Genomic DNA, 19,954 nt, shown 5'->3' with positions numbered 1-19,954 from the left:
ATGAAAGGTAGGTTTTTCTATGTTTAATAGTGAAAATAAAACCCATTACAAAATGTATAAAGCTGGTAAACGCTGGTTATTTGGTGCTATTACGGTAACATCATTGACAGCTGGAATTGCTGGTGGAGCATTTTTAACAAATGGAATTAGTGTTCATGCTGATACTGAGGTAAGTACAGCTCAAAGTCCAAATAATAACAGCTCAACTACTACTGATACAGCTAAATCAGCCGACAGTAATAGTGAACAACCAAGTGAAGCAAAAGTTGCTCCAGTATCTACACCAACTAGTGATACCACTTCAACAACTCCAAGTACCGCTACTGATCAAAAAGCAAAAGCAACTGATGCTAATGAGCAAAACAAAAATAGTTCAGATACTACCAGCGATAAGACTAAAACCACTGATAGCAATCAAACTACTGCAACACAAACTACTGCAACACAAGCTACAAAAACATCAAATGATGCTTCAGACAATCAAAAAACGGTTGCAAGTAGTGATGCTACAAAACAAACTACAACATCAAATGATGTTCAAGCTAAATCAGATACTAATACACAACCTGTAACTGCTAAACAAGATAATAAAACTGACAATAATAATACTAATATTATTCAAGCATCATCTAAGTTTACAGCTGCTCCAGATAATTCTGTAAATAGTGATTACGATGCTCAAGAAGCACAATATCAAAAAGATTTAGCTGCTTACAATGAAGCCGAAGCTGCCTTTAAAGCTAAACAAGCTCAATATCAAGATGAATTAGCATCATACCAAACAGCAAAAGCTGATTATGATACTAAAAATGCGCAATACGAAAAAGATTTAACTGCTTACAATGACGCAGAAGCTACTTATCAAGAACAAAAAGCTCAGTATCAAAAAGATCAAGCTACTTACAATGATGCTAAAAATGCTTATGCTGAAAAAGAAGCTGAATATCAAAAAGATGAGGCAGCTTATCAAGCAGCCGAAGCTGACTACAAAGCTAAAGAAGCAGCTTACCAAGATTCCTTAAATACTTACAATGATGCTGAAAAAGATTACGAAGCTAAAGAAACTCAGTATCAAAAAGACGAAGCCGCTTATCAAGCAGCCGAAGCTGATTACAAGACTAAAGAAGCTCAATACCAAGACGCTTTAAAAGCATACAATGACGCTGAAACTGACTATCAAGCCAAAGAAGCTCAGTATCAAAAAGATGAAGCCGCTTATCAAGCAGCCGAAGCCGATTACAAGACTAAAGAAGCTCAATACCAAGACGCTTTAAAAGCATACAATGACGCTGAAACTGACTATCAAGCCAAAGAAGCCCAGTATCAAAAAGATGAAGCCGCTTATCAAGCAGCTGAAGCTGATTACAAGACTAAAGAAGCTGCTTACCAAAAAGCTCTAGCTGATTATCAAAATGAAGAAAATGATTATCCAGCTAAAGAAGCTGACTATCAAAAAGCTTTAGCCGACTATCAAAATGCTGAAAAGGACTATCAAGCTAAAGAAGCGCAATATCAAAAAGACGAAGCCGCTTATCAAGCAGCTGAAGCTGATTACAAAACTAAAGAAGCTCAATACCAAAAGGATTTAGCTGCTTATCAACAAGCTGAAAAAGACTACGAAGCTAAAGAAGCTCAATACCAAAAGGATGAAGCTACTTATCAACAAGCTGAAAAAGATTACGAAGCTAAAGAAGCTCAATATCAAAAGGATTTAACTGCTTACCAACAAGCTGAAAAAGATTATGAAGCTGCAGAAGCAAAATATAAAACTGATTATGCTAACTGGCAAAAAGCAGAAGCAGATTATCAAACAGCTGAAGCGCAATATCAAAAAGATTTAGCTGCTTACCAACAAGCTGAAAAAGATTTCGAAGCTAAAGAAGCGCAATACCAAAAAGATTTAGTTGCTTACCAACAAGCTGAAAAAGATTATGAAGCTGCAGAAGCAAAATATAAAACTGATTATGCTAACTGGCAAAAAGCAGAAGCAGATTATCAAACAGCTGAAGCGCAATATCAAAAAGATGAAGCCGCTTATCCAGCCAAAAAAGCAGCATATGATGCAGCAGAAGCAAAATACAAAACTGATTATGCTAACTATGTAAATGCTTTAAATGTTTATAATATTGCAAAACTTGATTATGACATGAAGATGGCACAATACGAAAAAGATTTAGCTGCTTATAATGATGCCATTGCTAAAGCAAAAGCCTCTGGAGAAGTTTATCCTGATACAATTCATAATGATATGAATGTTTATCCTTCACCAGATGCTAAGGTTCAAATTGATGTTGCTGATGGTTCAGGGATTACCCTTGAAAATCAATCAAATGATCCAACCATTGATTTATCTGGAAGAGATTCAAAGGAACAATGGAGAATTAACTTACCAGCTAATGCACAAGGTTCACAAGAAGATCCACTTGTTACCCTTACTTTTACAAACTTGAATGGTGATTACACTGATCCTACTACTGGTATTAAACATTCAATTATTTCACGTGTCGATAAATTCTTCCTTCCTAAGAACTTATCAGGAATGATTATCTATTCTGATCCAGTTGATGGCTACTGGGTATGTCCAGATTGGCAAGGAAACGAAGCCGGAATTCAAAAAGCAACCACTTACTTTGATGAAAATGGTAACCCAATCAGCTTTGTTGACGGAACTGCTTATGCAGAAGTTAAATCATTAAATAACTACAGTAACTCAACTGACCCAACTCAACCACACTGGGTAGAACATTCTAAAATTGTTTCTGGTGGTACAGCTAAAGCCATTGTTGGATCATCAATTAAGAACCATGATGGTGATCTCTATGCTGATCAAGATAACTCCGATGATCCAATGACTTGGAGTTACTTAACTGATGCAGAAAAACAAGAATGGCAAAATGATTTAAAGGCTGCGAACGGTAACTGGATTCAAGCTAGAGATGCCTTTTATCCTTCTCATTACTGGGATAGCCAAACAAGTAAAGAAAACTATTACGGTTCTGGTGTATTCCAATACAGTGGTTCAACTATCGTAACTTATGATTACGTTTCTGGTGATGTTAATAAACAAGATCTTCCAGGAAGCTGGACAGTTTACACATCTAGCATGGAAGGTTCATCAACGATTGTTAAACCAATTGCCCCAGGTAAAGCACCAGTTGCACCAGTAGCTCCTGACGAACCAGTAGCACCAACCGTTCCAGTTCCACCAGTTGAACCTACAAAACCAACAGAACCAACTAAACCAGTTCCACCTGTACAACCTACTAAACCTGAAAAGCCTGTAGAACCTACTGCTCCAATTGCTCCTGTTGCACCAACTAAACCAGAAGCACCTGTAGAACCTACCGCTCCAGTTCCACCAGTTGAACCAACTAAGCCTGAAGCACCTGTAGAACCTACTGCTCCAATTGCACCTGTTGCACCAACAGAACCACAAGCACCAACAGAACCAACTAAACCGGTTCCACCAGTTGCTCCTACTAGTCCTGAAAAACCTGTAGAACCTACTGCACCTGTTACACCTGTTGCACCAACAGAACCACAAGCACCAACAGAACCAACTAAACCAGTTCCACCTGTAGCTCCTGTTGAACCTACTGCTCCAGTTGCACCACAAGAACCAACTAAGCCAGTTGCTCCTGTTGAACCAGTTGCTCCGGATGCACCACAAGAACCAGTAGCACCGGTTCCTCCAGTTGCTCCTAGTATTGATAAACCAGTAGCTCCAACGGAACCAACAGCACCAGTACCACCAGTTGCTCCTACGATTAACAAGCCTGTAGAACCAACTAAACCAGTTGTACCTGTTACACCTGAAACTCCAGTAACACCAGAAGTGCCTGTTACCCCAGTAGTACCTACTACACCTGAAACTCCAAGCACACCAGAAGTACCTGAAAAACCAGTTTCTCCTGACAAGCATGTTGATCAATCAACACCAAGGCCAGCAGAACCTGCAAAAGCTGAATTACCACAAACTGGTCAGGACGCTTCTACCAGTTTGATGAGTATCATTGGTACCATCTTACTTGCTATCATGGCATTCTTTGGAATTAATGGTTTTAGAAAGCAACATTCTGAAAAATAATAAGCCGTAAAGCAGATAGTTTATGTAATTAAAAAAAGAGGACCTACATCTTAGTGTAAGTCCTCTTTTTGTATAATATTTTATGTAGTTAGTTTTGAAACGATATGTAAAAATATATGTAAAAAAGAAGTGTACCTGGTTTATACATTTTAGCTTTTCTACTTTAGATACTATTCCAATAAAGCCTACTAAATCGGTCATTTTTTTAAATTAAACTTAATTAATTATTACTAATCCATCTCACGTACTTTATTATAGTGGTTCAAAGAAAAATGTAAAGTTTAATTACTACGTTTTTCTAAACATTTTTGGTAATTTATTACAATAGCATTGTTTTTTCCTAACAATTAATGTTAATAATCGGCTTTTATACAGGTTTTATAAACTAGCGTTTTTTGAAAAAACTAAAAGTACCATTAGTATAAAAATACAATTGGTTTTTACAAATTACTATTATTAATTTAGTTAAAGTTCCTGCCTAACTTTAATTTCAAAAATTTTAACTTGTTGCATAAATTTTTTAGTATGTTTATGCAATTTAACTCCGGCTGGGGTTAAGTTAACAATATTATGCTTAGAATTATGCACTACTAATCGATGACCAACTTCCTTTTCCAGTCGCTTTATCCCCATTGAAACAGCTGGTTGTCCAACGTGAAAATAGTCAGCCACATTACTATAATTTTCTAATTCAACTAATTTTTCAAAATACTGTAAATTTCGCAATTGCATTTTTATCACCTCCTTGCTATTTAGAAATTAGTATAGATTATTTTATTTTCTAAGCAAAGTTAAACACAATTATTTCTACAAAAAAAGTCGCCTAGCTAAACTAGACGACTTTTTTACTATTTAGTTTTCGCAATCTTACCTTGTTGAATGTAAACACTCAAAATGGCAATATCAGATGGATTAACTCCACTAATTCGTGAGGCTTGTGCAATGGTAGTGGGCTGAATTTGTTTTAATTTTTCTTTTCCTTCAGTCGCAATTCCGTCAATTGCATCATAATCAATGTTTTCCGGAATCTTTTTCGACTCCATCTTTTTCATCCGATTAACTTTTTCTTCTTCTTTTTTAATGTAACCAGCGTACTTAATGTAAATCGTAATTTGTTCAACCACTCGTGGATCAAGTGGTTCATCCGTTGCCGGAATGTATTCCAATAATTTGGCGTAATCTACATACGGACGACGTAAAAATTGGGCCGCAATAATGCCATCTTTCAACGGTTTATCACCATGTGATTGGACAAATTCATTAATCTGATCACTTGGTTTAATCCGAATGGTTTCTAAGCGTTTAATTTCAGCTTCAACGGCCTTTTTCTTAGCCAAAAAGGCTTCGTAACGTTCATCCGAAATTAACCCAATTTCATGACCAATTGGGGTTAAACGCATATCGGCATTATCATTTCGTAACAATAACCGGTATTCAGCCCGACTAGTCAAGAGTCGATAAGGTTCGTTGGTTCCCTTGGTAACTAAATCATCAATTAAAACTCCGATGTAAGCATCTGACCGTTTCAAAATGATTGGATCTTTACCTTGCACCTTACGAGCCGCATTGATTCCCGCCATTAAACCTTGACCAGCCGCTTCTTCGTAACCAGAAGTACCGTTGGTTTGACCGGCCGTGAAAAGATTTTCGATGACTTTACTTTCCATGCTGGGTTTCATTTGTTGTGGTGGAATAATATCGTATTCAATCGCATAACCGGGACGCATCATTTTAGCTTTTTCGAGCCCTTTAATTGAATGCAACATGTCTTGTTGCAATTCTTCAGGCATCGAGTTAGACATTCCATCAACGTACCATTCGTCGTTCCCCCGACCTTCTGGTTCAAGAAAGACTTGGTGACGGTCTTTATCAGCAAACCGAACAACCTTATCTTCAATGGAAGGACAGTAACGCGGACCAATTCCATCAATCACCCCATTAAAAAGGGGGGAGCGGTCTAAGTTATCCCGAATAATTTGATGCGTCGTCGGATTAGTGTACGTTAACCAACAAGAAATTTGTTCGCTAACCGGCAAATAATCATTGTAAGGGGTCATATAACTAAAGTGATGTGGTTGGGTATCACCCGGTTGTTCTTCAATTTCAGAATGATCAATCGTATTTCCGTTTACTCGAGGAGGAGTTCCGGTCTTAAAGCGTTCCAAGTTAAAGCCATTTTTCTCTAAGTTTTCCGATAACTTAATGGATGGCAAGGAGTTATTAGCACCTGATGAATAACGCAGTTCCCCAATGTAAATTTGACCCCGAGCGGAAGTTCCAGTAGCAAGCACCACCGTCTTCGCATGGTAAATGGCACCCGTGTTGGTGATTACGCCTTCCACTTTGTTATCATTCACGACCAAATTATCCACAATGGCCTGACGCAACGTTAAGTTGTCTTCTTTTTCAATCGTATTTTTCATTTCTTGGTGGTAAGCATGTTTATCAGCTTGTGCCCGTAAAGCTTGAACGGCTGGGCCCTTACCCGTGTTCAATAAACGCATTTGGATATAGGTTTTATCAATGTTTTTCCCCATTTCGCCACCTAAAGCGTCAATTTCACGAACTACTGTCCCTTTAGCTGGTCCCCCAACAGAAGGATTACAAGGCATAAAGGCTACCATCTCTAAACTAATGGTTAGTAATAAAGTTTTTTGTCCCATCCGGGCGGCCGCTAAAGCCGCTTCACTTCCGGCATGTCCGGCACCCACAACTACTACGTCGTAATCCCCGGCATCATAGGTGTGCGTGACATCCGTTGTTTTTAAAACGTTTTTCTTTTCTGTCATTATTTTCTCCTAATGTTTCATGTGAAACAACTATTTTCCAATACAGAACTGGTCAAATAATTGATCCATCAATTCATCATCGTAACTATCTCCGGTAATCGCACCCAAATCGTCCCACGCTGCTTGCAAATCAATTTGGACAATATCAACCGGTAATCCGGCACTAATTCCATCAATGACCGTCTGCACTGAATCAAGCGCTTGCTGTAACAGACTAATGTGGCGGGCATTGGTTACCATCACGTTGTTTTGCGTGCTAGCAATTCCCTTGGTAAAGAACATGTGTGAAATCGTATCTTCTAACGCTTTTGTTCCGTTTTCCGCCATCGCTGAGGTCTTAATCATTTCACTATCGCCATATTTGGCTTTGATTTGATCAATTTCTAATTTCATAGGTAAATCGGTTTTATTCAAAAGAATCACCCGTTTACTATCACGGGTTAAATCAAGTAACTGCCGGTCTTCATCAGTCAAGGGTTCACTTGAATTCAAGACTAAGAGCACTAAATCGGCCTTGGTAATGGCTGCTCGCGACCGATCAACCCCAATTTTTTCGACTTTGTCATCCGTTTCCCGAATTCCAGCTGTATCAATTAAATGAAGCGGAACACCCGCGACGTTAACATACTCATCTAATACATCACGAGTTGTTCCGGGCACATCGGTTACAATGGCTTTTTCTTCGTGTAATAAACGGTTTAACAAACTTGATTTACCCACATTAGGCCGACCAACAATTGCGGTATTTAAGCCATCTCGTAAAACTTTTCCTTGTTGGGCGGTGGCTAATAATTGTTCAATTTCTTGCTTAATTTCTTGTGATTTATCCAGCATTAATTTGGAGGTCACGACTTCAGCCCCATCGTATTCCGGATAATCAATGTTAACTTCGACGTTTGCTAAAACGTCGACAATTTTTTGCCGCATCTTACGGATCGAAGCAGAAAGATTACCATCCAACTGATTTAAAGCGGCTTTGCGGGCTTCATCGGTCTTGGCATCAATCAAATCCATTACAGCTTCTGATTGAGAAAGATCAATTCTCCCGTTTAAGAAAGCTCGTTTCGTAAATTCACCCGGTTCAGCCATCCGTGCCCCGTTTCTCAAAACCAGTTGCAGTACTTTATTGGTAACTTGAATCCCACCGTGGCAGTTAATTTCAATAATATCTTCTTTAGTGTAGGTTTTGGGCGCCCGCATCACGGAAACCATAACCTCATCAACCCGACTATCATGATTAGCGGGATCCACAATGTGCCCATAGTTAATGGTATCAGTCGCAACTTTAGCTAGATCTTTACCACGGTAAATTTGCTTAGCAATTTTCATGGCATCCGATCCACTAATTCTGACGATGGAAATTCCTCCAACTCCTGGGGCCGTTGAAATTGCGGCGATTGTATCGTAATCAGTTGTCATTAATGGCATCTTAAAGCTCCTTTCTGCTTTTTCTCCATAAAAAAAGTACCCACCCCTCGCGTCAAAACGACCCGGGGACAAAGTACTTTCACTACTTTATCGATTCAATTTATATCTTATCTATCATAATTAGATTAACTTAATTTGTCAATTTATGACTATCGGGGGCCAATCACGACTTCCCGATTTGGTTCACTGCCGACCGAATAAGTTAAAACGTTGTCAAACCCTTCTAAGGCTAAGTGAATTTGTTTTCGTTCAAACGCGGGCATGGAATCTAGGTGAACTGGTTGTCCGGTTGCTTCGGCATCCCGTGCAGCACGTTGGGCTAAGTCGATTAAAATTTTGCGCCGCCGTTCGCGATAATTGGCGGTATCCAAAACGACCTCGACGTAATTAACGCCGTGATTATTAAGGTAAATTTCGCATAATTGTTGTAACGCATTAATGGTGCGGCCGTGTTTTCCGATTAAAAGGCCTTCTTTATCAGTTTGACAATCAATGTAGACCCGCTTATTATTTGGCATGTCTACTTCAATCGTGGCGTTGATGCCCATTTCATCTAAAACATCTTGTAAATATACTGCCAATTTTTTGACCATCGCAAAATTTCGTTCAAACCGATCTTCTGCTGTTTTTTCAGGGGTCTGGTTAGCTCGTACATTAAGCTGAGGCGCTTTAACTGGCTGTGAGGCTGGTTTTGCCGTTGTTTTATGTTGCACTACTTTCATTTCAATTTCGGCATCCTTTTTAAAGAAGCCGAAAAAGCCGTTGCTTGGTTGTTGCAAAATTTCAATTTGTGCGTCTTGACGCGGAATGTTTAAGTCTTTAAGTCCATTTTCAATGGCGGTTTCTAGATTTTTACCTGTGTATTTTGGCATGATATGTAATTTCTCCTAGTTAATTATCAACCTTGCTAGCATAGCACAAATTAAGGCGGTTTCGAAAGGGTTTTCGTGGCTTTGTAATATTAAATTGCAAAAAAATAAGCCTCAGGATTAAAATCCTGAAGCTTATTTGCAAAATTAACGTTTTTTATGACTCTTTTTCGCACGTCGAATGGCTTTTTCAACCGCTTTTTCATGCTCGCGTTTTGCCCGTTGTTTGGCTTCTCGTTCCCGCGTCATTTTCCAAGGGTTTTGGATAACTAACGTTTGCACTACTTGGAACGCATTCGTAACTACCCAGTACAAGGAAAGGGCTGAAGGTACGTTCAAAGCCGTGAAGAAGATAATCACTGGCATCAAGAAGGTCATCGACATTGCCATCGCATTCGTTTCTGGTTGCGACTTCATCGCTAACCAAGAACTGAAGAACGTAAAGAGTGCGGCCAAGATTGGCAAAATAAAGTATGGATCCCGACTTCCTAGTTGTAACCATAAGAAGTGCCCCGTTTTTAGTTCTGGGGTCCGCCAAATGGCTTGATACAACGCAAAAATAACTGGCAATTGCACAATCATTGGCAACATACTGGCCATCGGATGAACACCGTTATCTTTATAAAGTGCCTTTTGTTCCGCTTGCAACTTCATCATCGTATCCGTATCACGTGATGAATATTTCTTTTGCAACGCCTTTAGTTGTGGCTGAAGCTCAGCCATTTCTTTCATGTTCTTAGTTTGGTAAACCATTAATGGCAAAATGATAATTCGGATAATAATGGTAAATAAGATAATCCCAATTCCATAATTGTAATCAAAGGCTTTCGATAACCAAATAATCGCACGAGAGAAATTATAGACAATTAATCCATCCCAAAGACCAGTGCTATGACTGGTAATGGGTGAGTTGCTACAAGCCGTTAGGAATAAGCCTAAACTTACCGCCATCATGGCCGCAGCAATTTTTTTGAATTTTTTCATTAATTTTCCTCGCTATAATCAGCATCCAACAAGTGTGCCAGGTGCAAAACATGCACTAAGCTAGACTTTACTTCTTTCATTGAAAGGCCATCAGTAACTGGTCTTGCAATAATCAAAATATCGACGTCTTGTTTTAGATAAGGCTTTAATTCAGTAATTGATTGTCGGACCCGGCGTTTCACCCAATTACGATGAACCGCATTTCCAATTTTTTTACCGACGGAAATTCCAACCCGAAAATGGGGTTGATCGGGTTTTTCCATTTGATAGATAACAAACTGACGATTAGCTACCGAATCATGCTTTTCAAAAACCTGCTGAAAATCAGCTTCTTTTTTAACACGATACGATTTTCTCATTAAATAATCTCCAAATTTTTACATTTGTATAATAAAAAAGGCCACCGAATGGTCAGTGGTCTATGCAGATAATACTTTTCTACCTTTTTGACGGCGACGAGCTAATACCTTACGTCCACCTTTTGTTTGCATACGTGCACGGAAACCATGAACACGGTTACGATGACGTTTCTTTGGTTGGTAAGTTCTCTTCATTACGAGCCCTCCTTATATATTCGATTTCGTTTAAATGTTTTTTACCCAATAGTGCTTCTTTTTAATGATAGCACAAACCAACAAACTAGCAAAGGACAAATTTTAAAACAACGCGATTTTACTAACCTAACTTTCTGTGGATATGAAAAAAGTTTCATAAAGTTTTCCTGTGGATTAGTGTGGATAACTAGCTCGTTAAATCACAGGAAATGAACGACGATTTGCACAAATTCACAGTGGTTATTAGTTTTTATCCACAACCTGTGCATAAACTAAAAATGTTTTTAAAAAGCTTGCTGTATCAGGATTTAGTTATCCACATTGAGGTGTTGATAGTTTTTATTTTCGCTAATTATGCTTAGTTATTAACAGGCATGTGGAAAAGTTATCCCTTGGGTGTGAAACATATATCCACAATGTGTTTTATACTGTGGAAAACTTTTTTATTTCTGCAATAAAATGCTAAAATATTTTTATCGCTTTAACAGAGGAGGGGTAACTTCAGTGAATCAAATTGAACTATGGAACAAAATAAAAAGTAAATTCAGAACTGATCCAAAATATGACAACATTAATTTCAACACTTGGATTGGACCTGCTACTCCGATTTCCTATGATGGAAATGTCTTCGTTCTCGAACTACCAACCGATTTACACCGTGATTATTGGGAAAAACAACTCGTTTCCAAATTTATTGAATACGCATACGAAATTACTCAAACGGATGTCACACCAAAATTCATCGTTAAGGGTGAAGATACCCCAAACGCTAATACCGCAAACATTCGGGACTACCACAAAAAAAACCGGGTTTCCGATAAACCACGGGTTGACCCACACTTAAATCCTAACTACACTTTTGACCGCTTCGTAATTGGGCAAGGAAACCAAATGGCTCATGCCGCGGCTTTAGCCGTTTCTGAAGATCCCGGAAAAGTTTATAATCCGCTCTTCTTCTATGGGGGAGTAGGGTTAGGGAAAACCCATTTAATGCAAGCCATCGGAAATAAAGTCCTAGCTGCTAATCCAAATGCCGTCGTTAAATACGTTACGACTGAGAAATTCACGAATGATTTTATTGACGCCATTCAAAATAGTAAGATGCGCGAATTCCGCAAAATGTATCGCGAAATTGACCTCTTATTAGTGGATGACATCCAGTTCCTAGCTAATAAAGAAGGAACGCAGGATGAATTTTTCAATACTTTTAACGCTTTATATGAAAACAACAAACAAATTGTCATGACGGCCGATCGCCTTCCTAACGAAATTAATTCGTTAACTGATCGCCTGGTTTCTCGGTTCAAATGGGGGCTTTCCGTTGATATTACGGCACCGGATTTAGAAACCCGAGCAGCTATTTTACGTGCCAAAGCGGAATCAGAGGGCCTAAAAGTTGATTCCAGCATCATGAGTTATATTGCTAGTCAAATTGACTCTAACGTTCGTGAATTAGAGGGTGCCCTAGCGCGAATTAAAGCTTTTGCTGATTTAAAACAGGAACCAATTACAATTGATTTGGTCTCAGAAGCCTTACGCCCGCTTAAGTTAGACAAAGAACGGAGTGCCATCACTCCAGAAACCATTATCAAAACCACGGCTAACTATTTTCACATTACAGCCAAGGATATTAAGGGTAAAAAACGAGTCAAAGCCATCGTGGTCCCTCGCCAAATTGCCATGTATCTTTCTCGTGAATTAACGGATAACTCGTTGCCTAAAATTGGGGAAGCCTTTGGCGGCAAAGATCACACAACCGTGATTCATGCCTATGATAAAATCTCGGCAAAAGCAGCCACAGACATTGACTTACGAAATCAAATTGATGACCTCAAAAATGAAATTAGGCACTAGTTCAGGACCGGCAGTTAAAAATGGTATAATTTGCACTGTGGATAACATTTAAAAAGTTGCGTTTTTATCAACAGCTTTATCCACAGGGTGTGAACTAACGGATAATTGCGTTTGCAGCAGTTTTCCCCACAATTAACAGCACCTACTACTACTGCCTTTATTCTTTTATTAATTAAGTAAACTAAAAACCACGCTAAGGAGCTTTGGAAAAATGAAATTTTCAATCAATCGTGCCGCCTTTATTAAAGCTTTAAGTATCGTTCAAAGAGCAATCTCATCAAAGACCACGATCCCAATTCTAACGGGATTAAAATTAGACGTTACCGGAAACAACATAACGTTAACTGGAAGTAATGCCGATATTTCAATTAAAACCACAATTAGTGGTGACAATCCGGATAATGATCTAAAAATTAGTGCTACTGGAAGCATTGTGTTACCAGCTCGATTTTTTAGTGAAATTGTCAAAAAATTACCTAACACAGAGTTAGTTGTTGAAGTGGGCGATAATTTCCAAACTAACATTACGTCAGGTAATTCTGAATTCACCATTATTGGGCAAGATGCTAATAATTATCCGCATCTTCCTGAAATCAATACCGAAAATTCAATTGATTTACCAGCTGAAATTTTCAAAGAAGTGATCGGCCAAACCGTAATTGCCGTTTCAAAACAAGAAAGTCGCCCTATTTTAACCGGGGTCCACTTTACGTTGGAACAAAATCAATTATTAGCGGTCGCCACTGATAGTCACCGATTAAGCCAACGGAAAGTTAACTTACCGGCTGAAAATGATGGTGCGTATAACATTGTGATTCCAGGAGATAGTTTGAAAGAACTTTCGCACATGTTAGACAGTGTCAAAGCCCAAATTAAGATGGACCTCTCCGAAAACCAAGTGATGTTTAATTTTGGGGTAACCAAGTTTTATTCTCGTTTGTTAGAAGGCGTTTATCCGGATACTTCACGGCTAATTCCAGAGTCATCCGCTACCAAACTTCAATTTGCAGCGCCTGATTTACTGGCAGCCGTAGAACGGGCCTCGCTGTTGTCTCACGAATCACGGAATAACGTGATTAAATTAACCATCAAACCGAATGATCAAGTGGTTACCATTACTGGTAATTCTCCTGACGTTGGGAAAGTGGAAGAAGACTTACAACCAAAAACTATTTCTGGGGAAGACTTAGAAATTTCATTTAACCCGGATTACATGAAAGAAGCACTTCGGGCCTTTGGAAAAACGGATGTTGAAGTGGCCTTTACGTCAGCGCTTCGTCCTTTCACCTTGACTCCTACGGAAAACCAACAAGAATTTATTCAATTGATTACGCCCGTTCGGACCTTTTAAAAGTAAAAAAAACCAAAAAAGCTCATATTTTGCGATATGAGCTTTTTTATTTGGTTTAAATGTGATTTAGCATAAATCAGTTAATTTTGGTTACAGGGCCACTGACGCTGATTTTATATACTTTTTTGCTAAAAAATGGTACAATTTAAGGTAACTGAAAGCAGGTGGATTCATGAAAAAAGAAGTATTAATTACAACTCCATACATCACTTTGGCACAACTTCTCAAAATGGAAGATGTCATCGATTCTGGTGGTCAAGCAAAATGGTATTTACGCGAAAAAACAGTTTATTACAATGACGAACCGGAAAATCGACGTGGTAAAAAGCTCTACGATGGTGATGTAGTGCGAGTTCCTGATGTAGGCACTTTTTTGATTAAATCAAAGTAGGAAATTAAATGAAGGTAAATGAGTTAAAATTACGAAATTTTCGTAACTATGGGAACGTGGATGTTCAATTTTCTGACGGAGTTAACGTCTTAATTGGAGAAAACGCCCAGGGAAAAACCAATTTACTGGAAGCAATTTACGTATTGGCCTTGACGAAAAGTCATCGGGCGAATAATAACCGCGATTTAATTAATTGGGACGATAAAGCTGCTGATATTTGGGGTTCCGTCCAACGTAGTTCGGGTAAGTTACAGTTAGAGTTGACGTTAAGTTCTAAGGGGAAGCGGGCCAAGGTGAATCACCTTGAGCAGGCGAAACTTTCGACTTATATTGGTCAATTAAACGTGATTTTATTTGCCCCGGAAGACTTAAAAATCGTCAAAGGGGCTCCCCAAGTTAGACGACGCTTTATGGACATTGAATTTGGGCAAATGAGCAATAAATATCTTTACAATATGACGCAGTATCGGCGCATTCTCAAGCAGCGCAATGCTTATTTACGCCAACTTCACTTTCACAAAGCGACGGACACCATTTATTTAGATGTTTTATCGGATCAATTAGCAGCCTATGCTGCCGAAATTATCTACCAACGAGTTCAACTGTTAGGAAAATTACAAAAATGGTCGCAAAAAATTCATAGTGATGTTTCTCAGCAACGAGAAACCTTAAAGTTCAAATATATGACCTCTTTGAAAAAAGCGGAATTAGGTTCTGTCGACCAGATTTATCAAGTTTTATTTGCTAAATTCAAACAGAACCACGAAAAAGAAATCCGGCAAGGAACGTCAATTTTTGGGCCGCATCGAGACGATTTACGGTTTATCGTAAACGGAAAAGATGTTGCCCAATTTGGCTCACAGGGGCAGCAACGAACCGCTGCCTTAGCCACTAAATTGGCGGAAATCGATGTTATGAAAGAAGAAACTGGGGAATATCCAGTGCTCTTACTAGATGACGTCTTATCAGAATTAGATGAGGGGCGCCAAACCCATCTTTTAACGGCGATTCAAGACAAAGTGCAAACTTTTTTGACCACGACTAGTATGAGTGATGTTGCCACAGAATTAATTCATCATCCAAAAATGTTTCACATCAAAGATGGAATGATTTCCAAGTAAATTGATTGAGGAGGATTTACATGACAGACAAGCCACAAGAAACCAAAGCAGAACGTGCTCGGGATTATGATGCGAGTCAAATTCAAGTCTTAAAAGGACTTGAAGCCGTTCGAAAACGTCCAGGGATGTACATTGGAGCTACGAACTCCCAAGGGTTACACCATTTAGTCTGGGAAATTGTCGATAACGGGATTGATGAAGCCTTAGCTGGTTTTGCATCCAAAATTGATGTTGTCATCGAAAAAGACAACAGTATTACCGTGACTGATAATGGTCGAGGTATCCCAGTTGATAAGCAAAAAGAAACTGGGAAGTCAGCCCTTGAAACGGTGTTCACCATTTTGCACGCTGGAGGTAAATTTGGTGGTGGCGGTTACAAAGTCTCTGGTGGTTTGCATGGGGTTGGGGCTTCAGTTGTAAATGCCCTTTCATCAGAACTAGATGTCACAGTTACTCGAGGTGGCAAGCAATACTACATGGACTTTGTCAGAGGACACGTTAAAACTCCAATTGAAGTGATTGGAACAGCTCCTCAAGATGATCACAGTACCAAAGTGCATTTCCTCCCAGATCCAGATATTTTCACGGAAACGACTACCTACGATATGGAAACTTTGACGACGCGGGTTCGGGAATTAGCCTTTTTAAATAAGGGGCTTCGGATTACGGTCAAAGATTTGCGTCCCGAAAAGCCGGTGGAACACGACTTCTTTTACGAAGGCGGAATTCGGCACTACGTTGAATTCTTGGATCGGGGTCGGTCACCAGTTTTTAAGGATCCAATTTACGTTGAAGGAAAAGAAAACGGAATTACTGTCGAAGTTTCCCTTCAATACACCAATGATTATCACAGTACTTTAAAAACGTTTACCAATAACATCAACACCTACGAAGGTGGAACCCATGAAGAAGGGTTTAAACAAGCCTTAACGCGGATTATTAATACCTATGGTCGGAATAACAACATTATTAAAGATAATGAAGATAACCTAACTGGTCCAGATGTCCGAGAAGGTTTGACGGCCGTGGTGAGTGTGAAACACCCTGATCCTCAATTTGAAGGGCAAACGAAAACCAAATTAGGTAATTCGGATGCAAGAACAGCAACTAACCACGTCTTTAGTCAAGAATTTTCGAAATTTATGAACGAACATCCTCAAATTGCCAAAGAAATTGTGCAAAAAGGGATGTTAGCTTCTCGAGCACGAGCTGCGGCTAAGCGAGCACGGGAAGTAACGCGGAAAAAGAGCGGATTAGAAATTAATAATCTTCCTGGTAAACTAGCCAACAACACCAGTAAAGATCCAGCCGTTTCTGAATTGTTTATTGTCGAAGGGGATTCCGCTGGAGGTTCTGCTAAGCAAGGACGTTCACGGTTAACCCAAGCCATTTTACCCATTCGAGGTAAGATTTTGAACGTGGAAAAAGCCACGATGGATCGAATTTTAGCTAACGAAGAAATCAGATCATTGTTTACGGCAATGGGAACTGGTTTTGGGGAAGAATTTAACATTGAAAAAGTTAACTACCACAAGTTAATTATCATGACGGATGCGGATGTCGATGGAGCACATATCCAAACGCTCCTATTAACTTTGATTTACAACTTTATGCGTCCCATGGTTGACCATGGCTACGTTTATATTGCGCAACCACCTTTGTATCGGGTTCGCCAAGGAAATAAATTCCAAGAATACGTTGATTCTGATGAAGAATTAAAGACCTTACTTGCTTCCCTTCCAGCTTCACCTAAGCCTTCAATTCAACGTTACAAAGGGCTAGGAGAAATGGATGCGGAACAATTATGGGATACGACGATGAATCCCGTTAACCGACGTTTGCTACGGATTACGTCCGATGATGCAGAAGCTGCTAGCGAAGCCTTTACGATGTTAATGGGTGAAAAAGTCGCACCACGTCGTGAATTTATTGAAAATAACGCGAAATTTGTAGAAAACTTAGATGTTTAATGTTTCATGTGAAACATTAACCGACACGAATGGAGGTTAATCCTTTGGCAAACGAAACCGAGACGCCAGAAACACGAATTACGAATGTTGATTTATCGAAAAAAATGAAATCTTCCTTCCTTGACTACGCCATGAGTGTCATCGTGGCACGGGCTTTGCCTGATGTACGTGATGGAATGAAACCCGTTAACCGACGGATTTTATACGGGATGGATCAATTAGGAGTTACCCCAGAAAAACCCTACAAAAAATCTGCCAGAATTGTGGGAGATGTTATGGGTAAGTACCACCCCCATGGTGATAGTTCAATTTACGAAGCCATGGTTCGGATGGCCCAAGAATTCAGTTATCGTTACATGTTAGTTGACGGTCACGGTAACTTTGGTTCAGTTGATGGCGATGGCGCTGCTGCTATGCGTTATACTGAAGCCCGACTTAGCAAAATTTCGATGGAAATGTTGCGTGATTTAAACAAAGATACCGTAGATTTTGTTCCTAACTATGATGGAACCGAACGCGAACCAGTTGTTTTACCAGCCCGGATTCCCAACTTGTTACTAAATGGTGCGACAGGGATTGCCGTAGGAATGGCAACGAACATTCCCCCTCACAATTTAAGTGAAGTGATTTCTGCCATTCACATTTTGATGAAGAACCCGGATGCGGATGTTAATGATCTAATGGAAGCCCTTCCTGGACCTGATTTTCCAACGGGGGGAATCGTGATGGGTAAGTCGGGAATTAGACATGCCTATGAAACTGGTCGTGGCAATATCGTAGTTCGTTCTAAAACGGATATTGAAGAAGACAAGCACGGGAAACAAACCATTGTAGTTACCGAATTACCTTACATGGTTAACAAAGCCAAATTAATCGAACGAATCGCTGATTTAGTGCGGGACAAGCGAATTAATGGCATCACCGCAATTAATGATGAATCAGACCGTGAAGGAATGCGGATTGCAATTGATATTCGTCGCGATGCTAGTGCAGAAGTGGTTTTGAATAACTTATTCAAATTAACTTTGATGCAAACTTCATTTAGCTTTAACATGTTGGCCATCATTGACGGAGCGCCAAAAACTTTAAGCTTAAAAGAAATTTTAACTAGTTATCTCACTTATCAAGTTCAAGTGATTACCCGTAGAACCCGTTTCAACTTAAAGAAAGCCGAAGCACGAGCTCATATTTTAGTGGGATTATTAATTGCGCTAGATAACATCGATAAAATCATTGCGATTATTCGAGGTTCAAAAACCGCGGAAATTGCTAAAAACGAATTGATTACCCAATTCGAATTAGATGATAAACAAGCCCAAGCCATTTTAGATATGCGGTTGGTTCGGTTAACTGGCCTAGAACGTGGCAAGATTAACGACGAACACGAGAAATTATTAGCCCAAATTAAAGATTACAAAGATATTTTGGCTAGTCATGATCGGGTTAAAGAAATTATTTATGATGAATTATTAGATATCCAAAAACGCTTCGGTGATGCACGTCGGACTGAATTGATGATTGGTGAAATCACTAATATTGAAGATGAAGACCTCATCGAAGATAAGAACGTCACGATTACGTTGACGCATAATGGTTACATCAAGCGGATTCCTACTGATGATTTCAAGACCCAAAACCGTGGTGGTCGTGGAATTAAGGGAATGGGAGTTAATAAAGATGACTTCATTGAACATCTAATTAACGGTTCCACGCATGACTTACTCCTCTTCTTTACGAATGCAGGAAAAGTTTACAGCATGAAGGTTTATGAAGTGCCAGAATATGGTCGTTCTGCCAAAGGACTTCCAATTGTGAACTTGATTAACCTAGGCGAAAAAGAAAAAATTCAAACGGTCTTAAGAGTTGCTGGAGATGGGGAACATAAATACCTCTTTTTCACCACTAAATTAGGAACGGTTAAACGGACCCCAATTGATGAGTTCACCAACATTCGAAACAACGGATTGAAAGCCATCAATCTTCATGATGATGATGAACTTATCAAGGTTTCCCTAGTTGACGGTGATCAAAACGTGATTATCGGAACTCACCTTGGTTACGCAGTTAGTTTCAAGGTGGAAGATGTTCGTTCGATGGGACGTTCTGCTTCTGGAGTGCGCGGAGTACGCTTACGTGATGGTGATTACGTAATTGGAGCAGCCATCTTAACGCCTGGTTCTGATGTATTTGTTATTTCAGAAAACGGTTACGGAAAACGGACGCCAGTTGCTCAATATCCAATTAAAGGTCGGGGTGGTAAAGGAATTAAAACCTCAAACGTGACTGAAAAGAACGGTCCTCTAGTGGGAATGGGCGTTGTGAACGGCGATGAAGACATCATGTTGATTACCGATCAAGGGGTCATGATTCGATTTGCCGCCGGAAACGTGTCTGAAACTGGGCGTTCAACTTTAGGAGTTCATTTGATTCGAGTTGATGATAATTCAATCGTGGCAACGATGGCAATTGTCCAACCAGAAGATGATGATGATGAAGAAATTGATGCAACTGATGCTCAATCAGCTGCGGATGATCAAACTGAATAATTAAAAACGA

The 19,954-nt window shown here is 39.4% G+C and carries 14 protein-coding genes; 7 read left to right on the top strand and 7 right to left on the bottom strand.

Going from position 1 to position 19,954, the window contains the following annotated elements; all coding sequences use genetic code 11:
* The first annotated feature begins 19 nt into the window (after positions 1 to 19).
* Positions 20 to 4,087, top strand: coding sequence for a KxYKxGKxW signal peptide domain-containing protein (locus ACEPSS_RS02190; RefSeq protein ID WP_395319779.1), 4,068 nt, complete (start codon positions 20 to 22; stop codon positions 4,085 to 4,087).
* Between the two features lie 465 nt (positions 4,088 to 4,552).
* On the opposite strand, the gene ACEPSS_RS02185 is transcribed toward ACEPSS_RS02190, so the two are convergent.
* The 7 genes from ACEPSS_RS02185 to rpmH form a co-directional block, all read right to left on the bottom strand.
* Entirely contained in the window at positions 4,553 to 4,819 is a 267-nt protein-coding gene (locus tag ACEPSS_RS02185) for a helix-turn-helix domain-containing protein (protein ID WP_395319777.1), read from the bottom strand.
* A 116-nt stretch (positions 4,820 to 4,935) separates the two neighbouring features.
* Complete coding sequence (gene mnmG, locus ACEPSS_RS02180) at positions 4,936 to 6,876, bottom strand: tRNA uridine-5-carboxymethylaminomethyl(34) synthesis enzyme MnmG (RefSeq protein WP_395319775.1); 1,941 nt, start codon at positions 6,874 to 6,876, stop codon at positions 4,936 to 4,938.
* A 30-nt stretch (positions 6,877 to 6,906) separates the two neighbouring features.
* A complete protein-coding gene (gene mnmE / locus ACEPSS_RS02175; protein WP_395319773.1) occupies positions 6,907 to 8,304 on the bottom strand; it encodes a tRNA uridine-5-carboxymethylaminomethyl(34) synthesis GTPase MnmE in 1,398 nt (465 codons plus the stop codon).
* A 149-nt stretch (positions 8,305 to 8,453) separates the two neighbouring features.
* Positions 8,454 to 9,176 (bottom strand): RNA-binding cell elongation regulator Jag/EloR, encoded by a 723-nt coding sequence (jag, locus tag ACEPSS_RS02170; RefSeq protein WP_395319771.1) that lies wholly within the window; start codon positions 9,174 to 9,176, stop codon positions 8,454 to 8,456.
* A 144-nt stretch (positions 9,177 to 9,320) separates the two neighbouring features.
* Positions 9,321 to 10,157, bottom strand: coding sequence for a membrane protein insertase YidC (yidC, locus tag ACEPSS_RS02165; RefSeq protein WP_395319769.1), 837 nt, complete (start codon positions 10,155 to 10,157; stop codon positions 9,321 to 9,323).
* Positions 10,157 to 10,516, bottom strand: coding sequence for a ribonuclease P protein component (gene rnpA / locus ACEPSS_RS02160; protein WP_395319767.1), 360 nt, complete (start codon positions 10,514 to 10,516; stop codon positions 10,157 to 10,159). Before rnpA ends, yidC begins: the two co-directional genes overlap by 1 nt.
* 60 nt (positions 10,517 to 10,576) lie before the next feature.
* Positions 10,577 to 10,711, bottom strand: coding sequence for a 50S ribosomal protein L34 (gene rpmH, locus ACEPSS_RS02155; RefSeq protein WP_014082553.1), 135 nt, complete (start codon positions 10,709 to 10,711; stop codon positions 10,577 to 10,579).
* 459 nt (positions 10,712 to 11,170) lie between these two features.
* On the opposite strand from rpmH, the gene dnaA reads away from it, so the two are divergent.
* The 6 genes from dnaA to gyrA all read left to right on the top strand — a co-directional run bounded on the left by dnaA (position 11,171) and on the right by gyrA (position 19,944).
* Positions 11,171 to 12,565: a chromosomal replication initiator protein DnaA gene (gene dnaA, locus ACEPSS_RS02150; RefSeq protein WP_395319764.1), complete on the top strand. Its 1,395-nt coding sequence runs from the start codon at positions 11,171 to 11,173 to the stop codon at positions 12,563 to 12,565.
* A gap of 211 nt (positions 12,566 to 12,776) precedes the next feature.
* The gene (gene dnaN, locus ACEPSS_RS02145) at positions 12,777 to 13,916 is read left to right on the top strand and encodes a DNA polymerase III subunit beta (protein ID WP_395319762.1); all 1,140 of its coding nucleotides are present in this window, start codon (positions 12,777 to 12,779) and stop codon (positions 13,914 to 13,916) included.
* A gap of 172 nt (positions 13,917 to 14,088) precedes the next feature.
* Positions 14,089 to 14,307 (top strand): S4 domain-containing protein YaaA, encoded by a 219-nt coding sequence (yaaA, locus tag ACEPSS_RS02140; RefSeq protein WP_395319760.1) that lies wholly within the window; start codon positions 14,089 to 14,091, stop codon positions 14,305 to 14,307.
* 8 nt (positions 14,308 to 14,315) lie between these two features.
* The gene (gene recF / locus ACEPSS_RS02135) at positions 14,316 to 15,428 is read left to right on the top strand and encodes a DNA replication/repair protein RecF (protein WP_395319758.1); all 1,113 of its coding nucleotides are present in this window, start codon (positions 14,316 to 14,318) and stop codon (positions 15,426 to 15,428) included.
* Between the two features lie 20 nt (positions 15,429 to 15,448).
* Complete coding sequence (gyrB, locus tag ACEPSS_RS02130) at positions 15,449 to 17,398, top strand: DNA topoisomerase (ATP-hydrolyzing) subunit B (RefSeq protein ID WP_395319756.1); 1,950 nt, start codon at positions 15,449 to 15,451, stop codon at positions 17,396 to 17,398.
* A 29-nt stretch (positions 17,399 to 17,427) separates the two neighbouring features.
* Entirely contained in the window at positions 17,428 to 19,944 is a 2,517-nt protein-coding gene (gyrA, locus tag ACEPSS_RS02125) for a DNA gyrase subunit A (RefSeq protein ID WP_395319755.1), read from the top strand.
* The last annotated feature ends 10 nt before the right edge of the window (positions 19,945 to 19,954 follow it).

Origin of the sequence: Fructilactobacillus frigidiflavus (genome assembly GCF_044054575.1) — a bacterium.
Lineage (GTDB): Bacteria > Bacillota > Bacilli > Lactobacillales > Lactobacillaceae > Fructilactobacillus > Fructilactobacillus frigidiflavus.
Note: the sequence above shows the minus strand (reverse complement) of the source record. Positions and strands in the feature narration are given on the sequence as shown.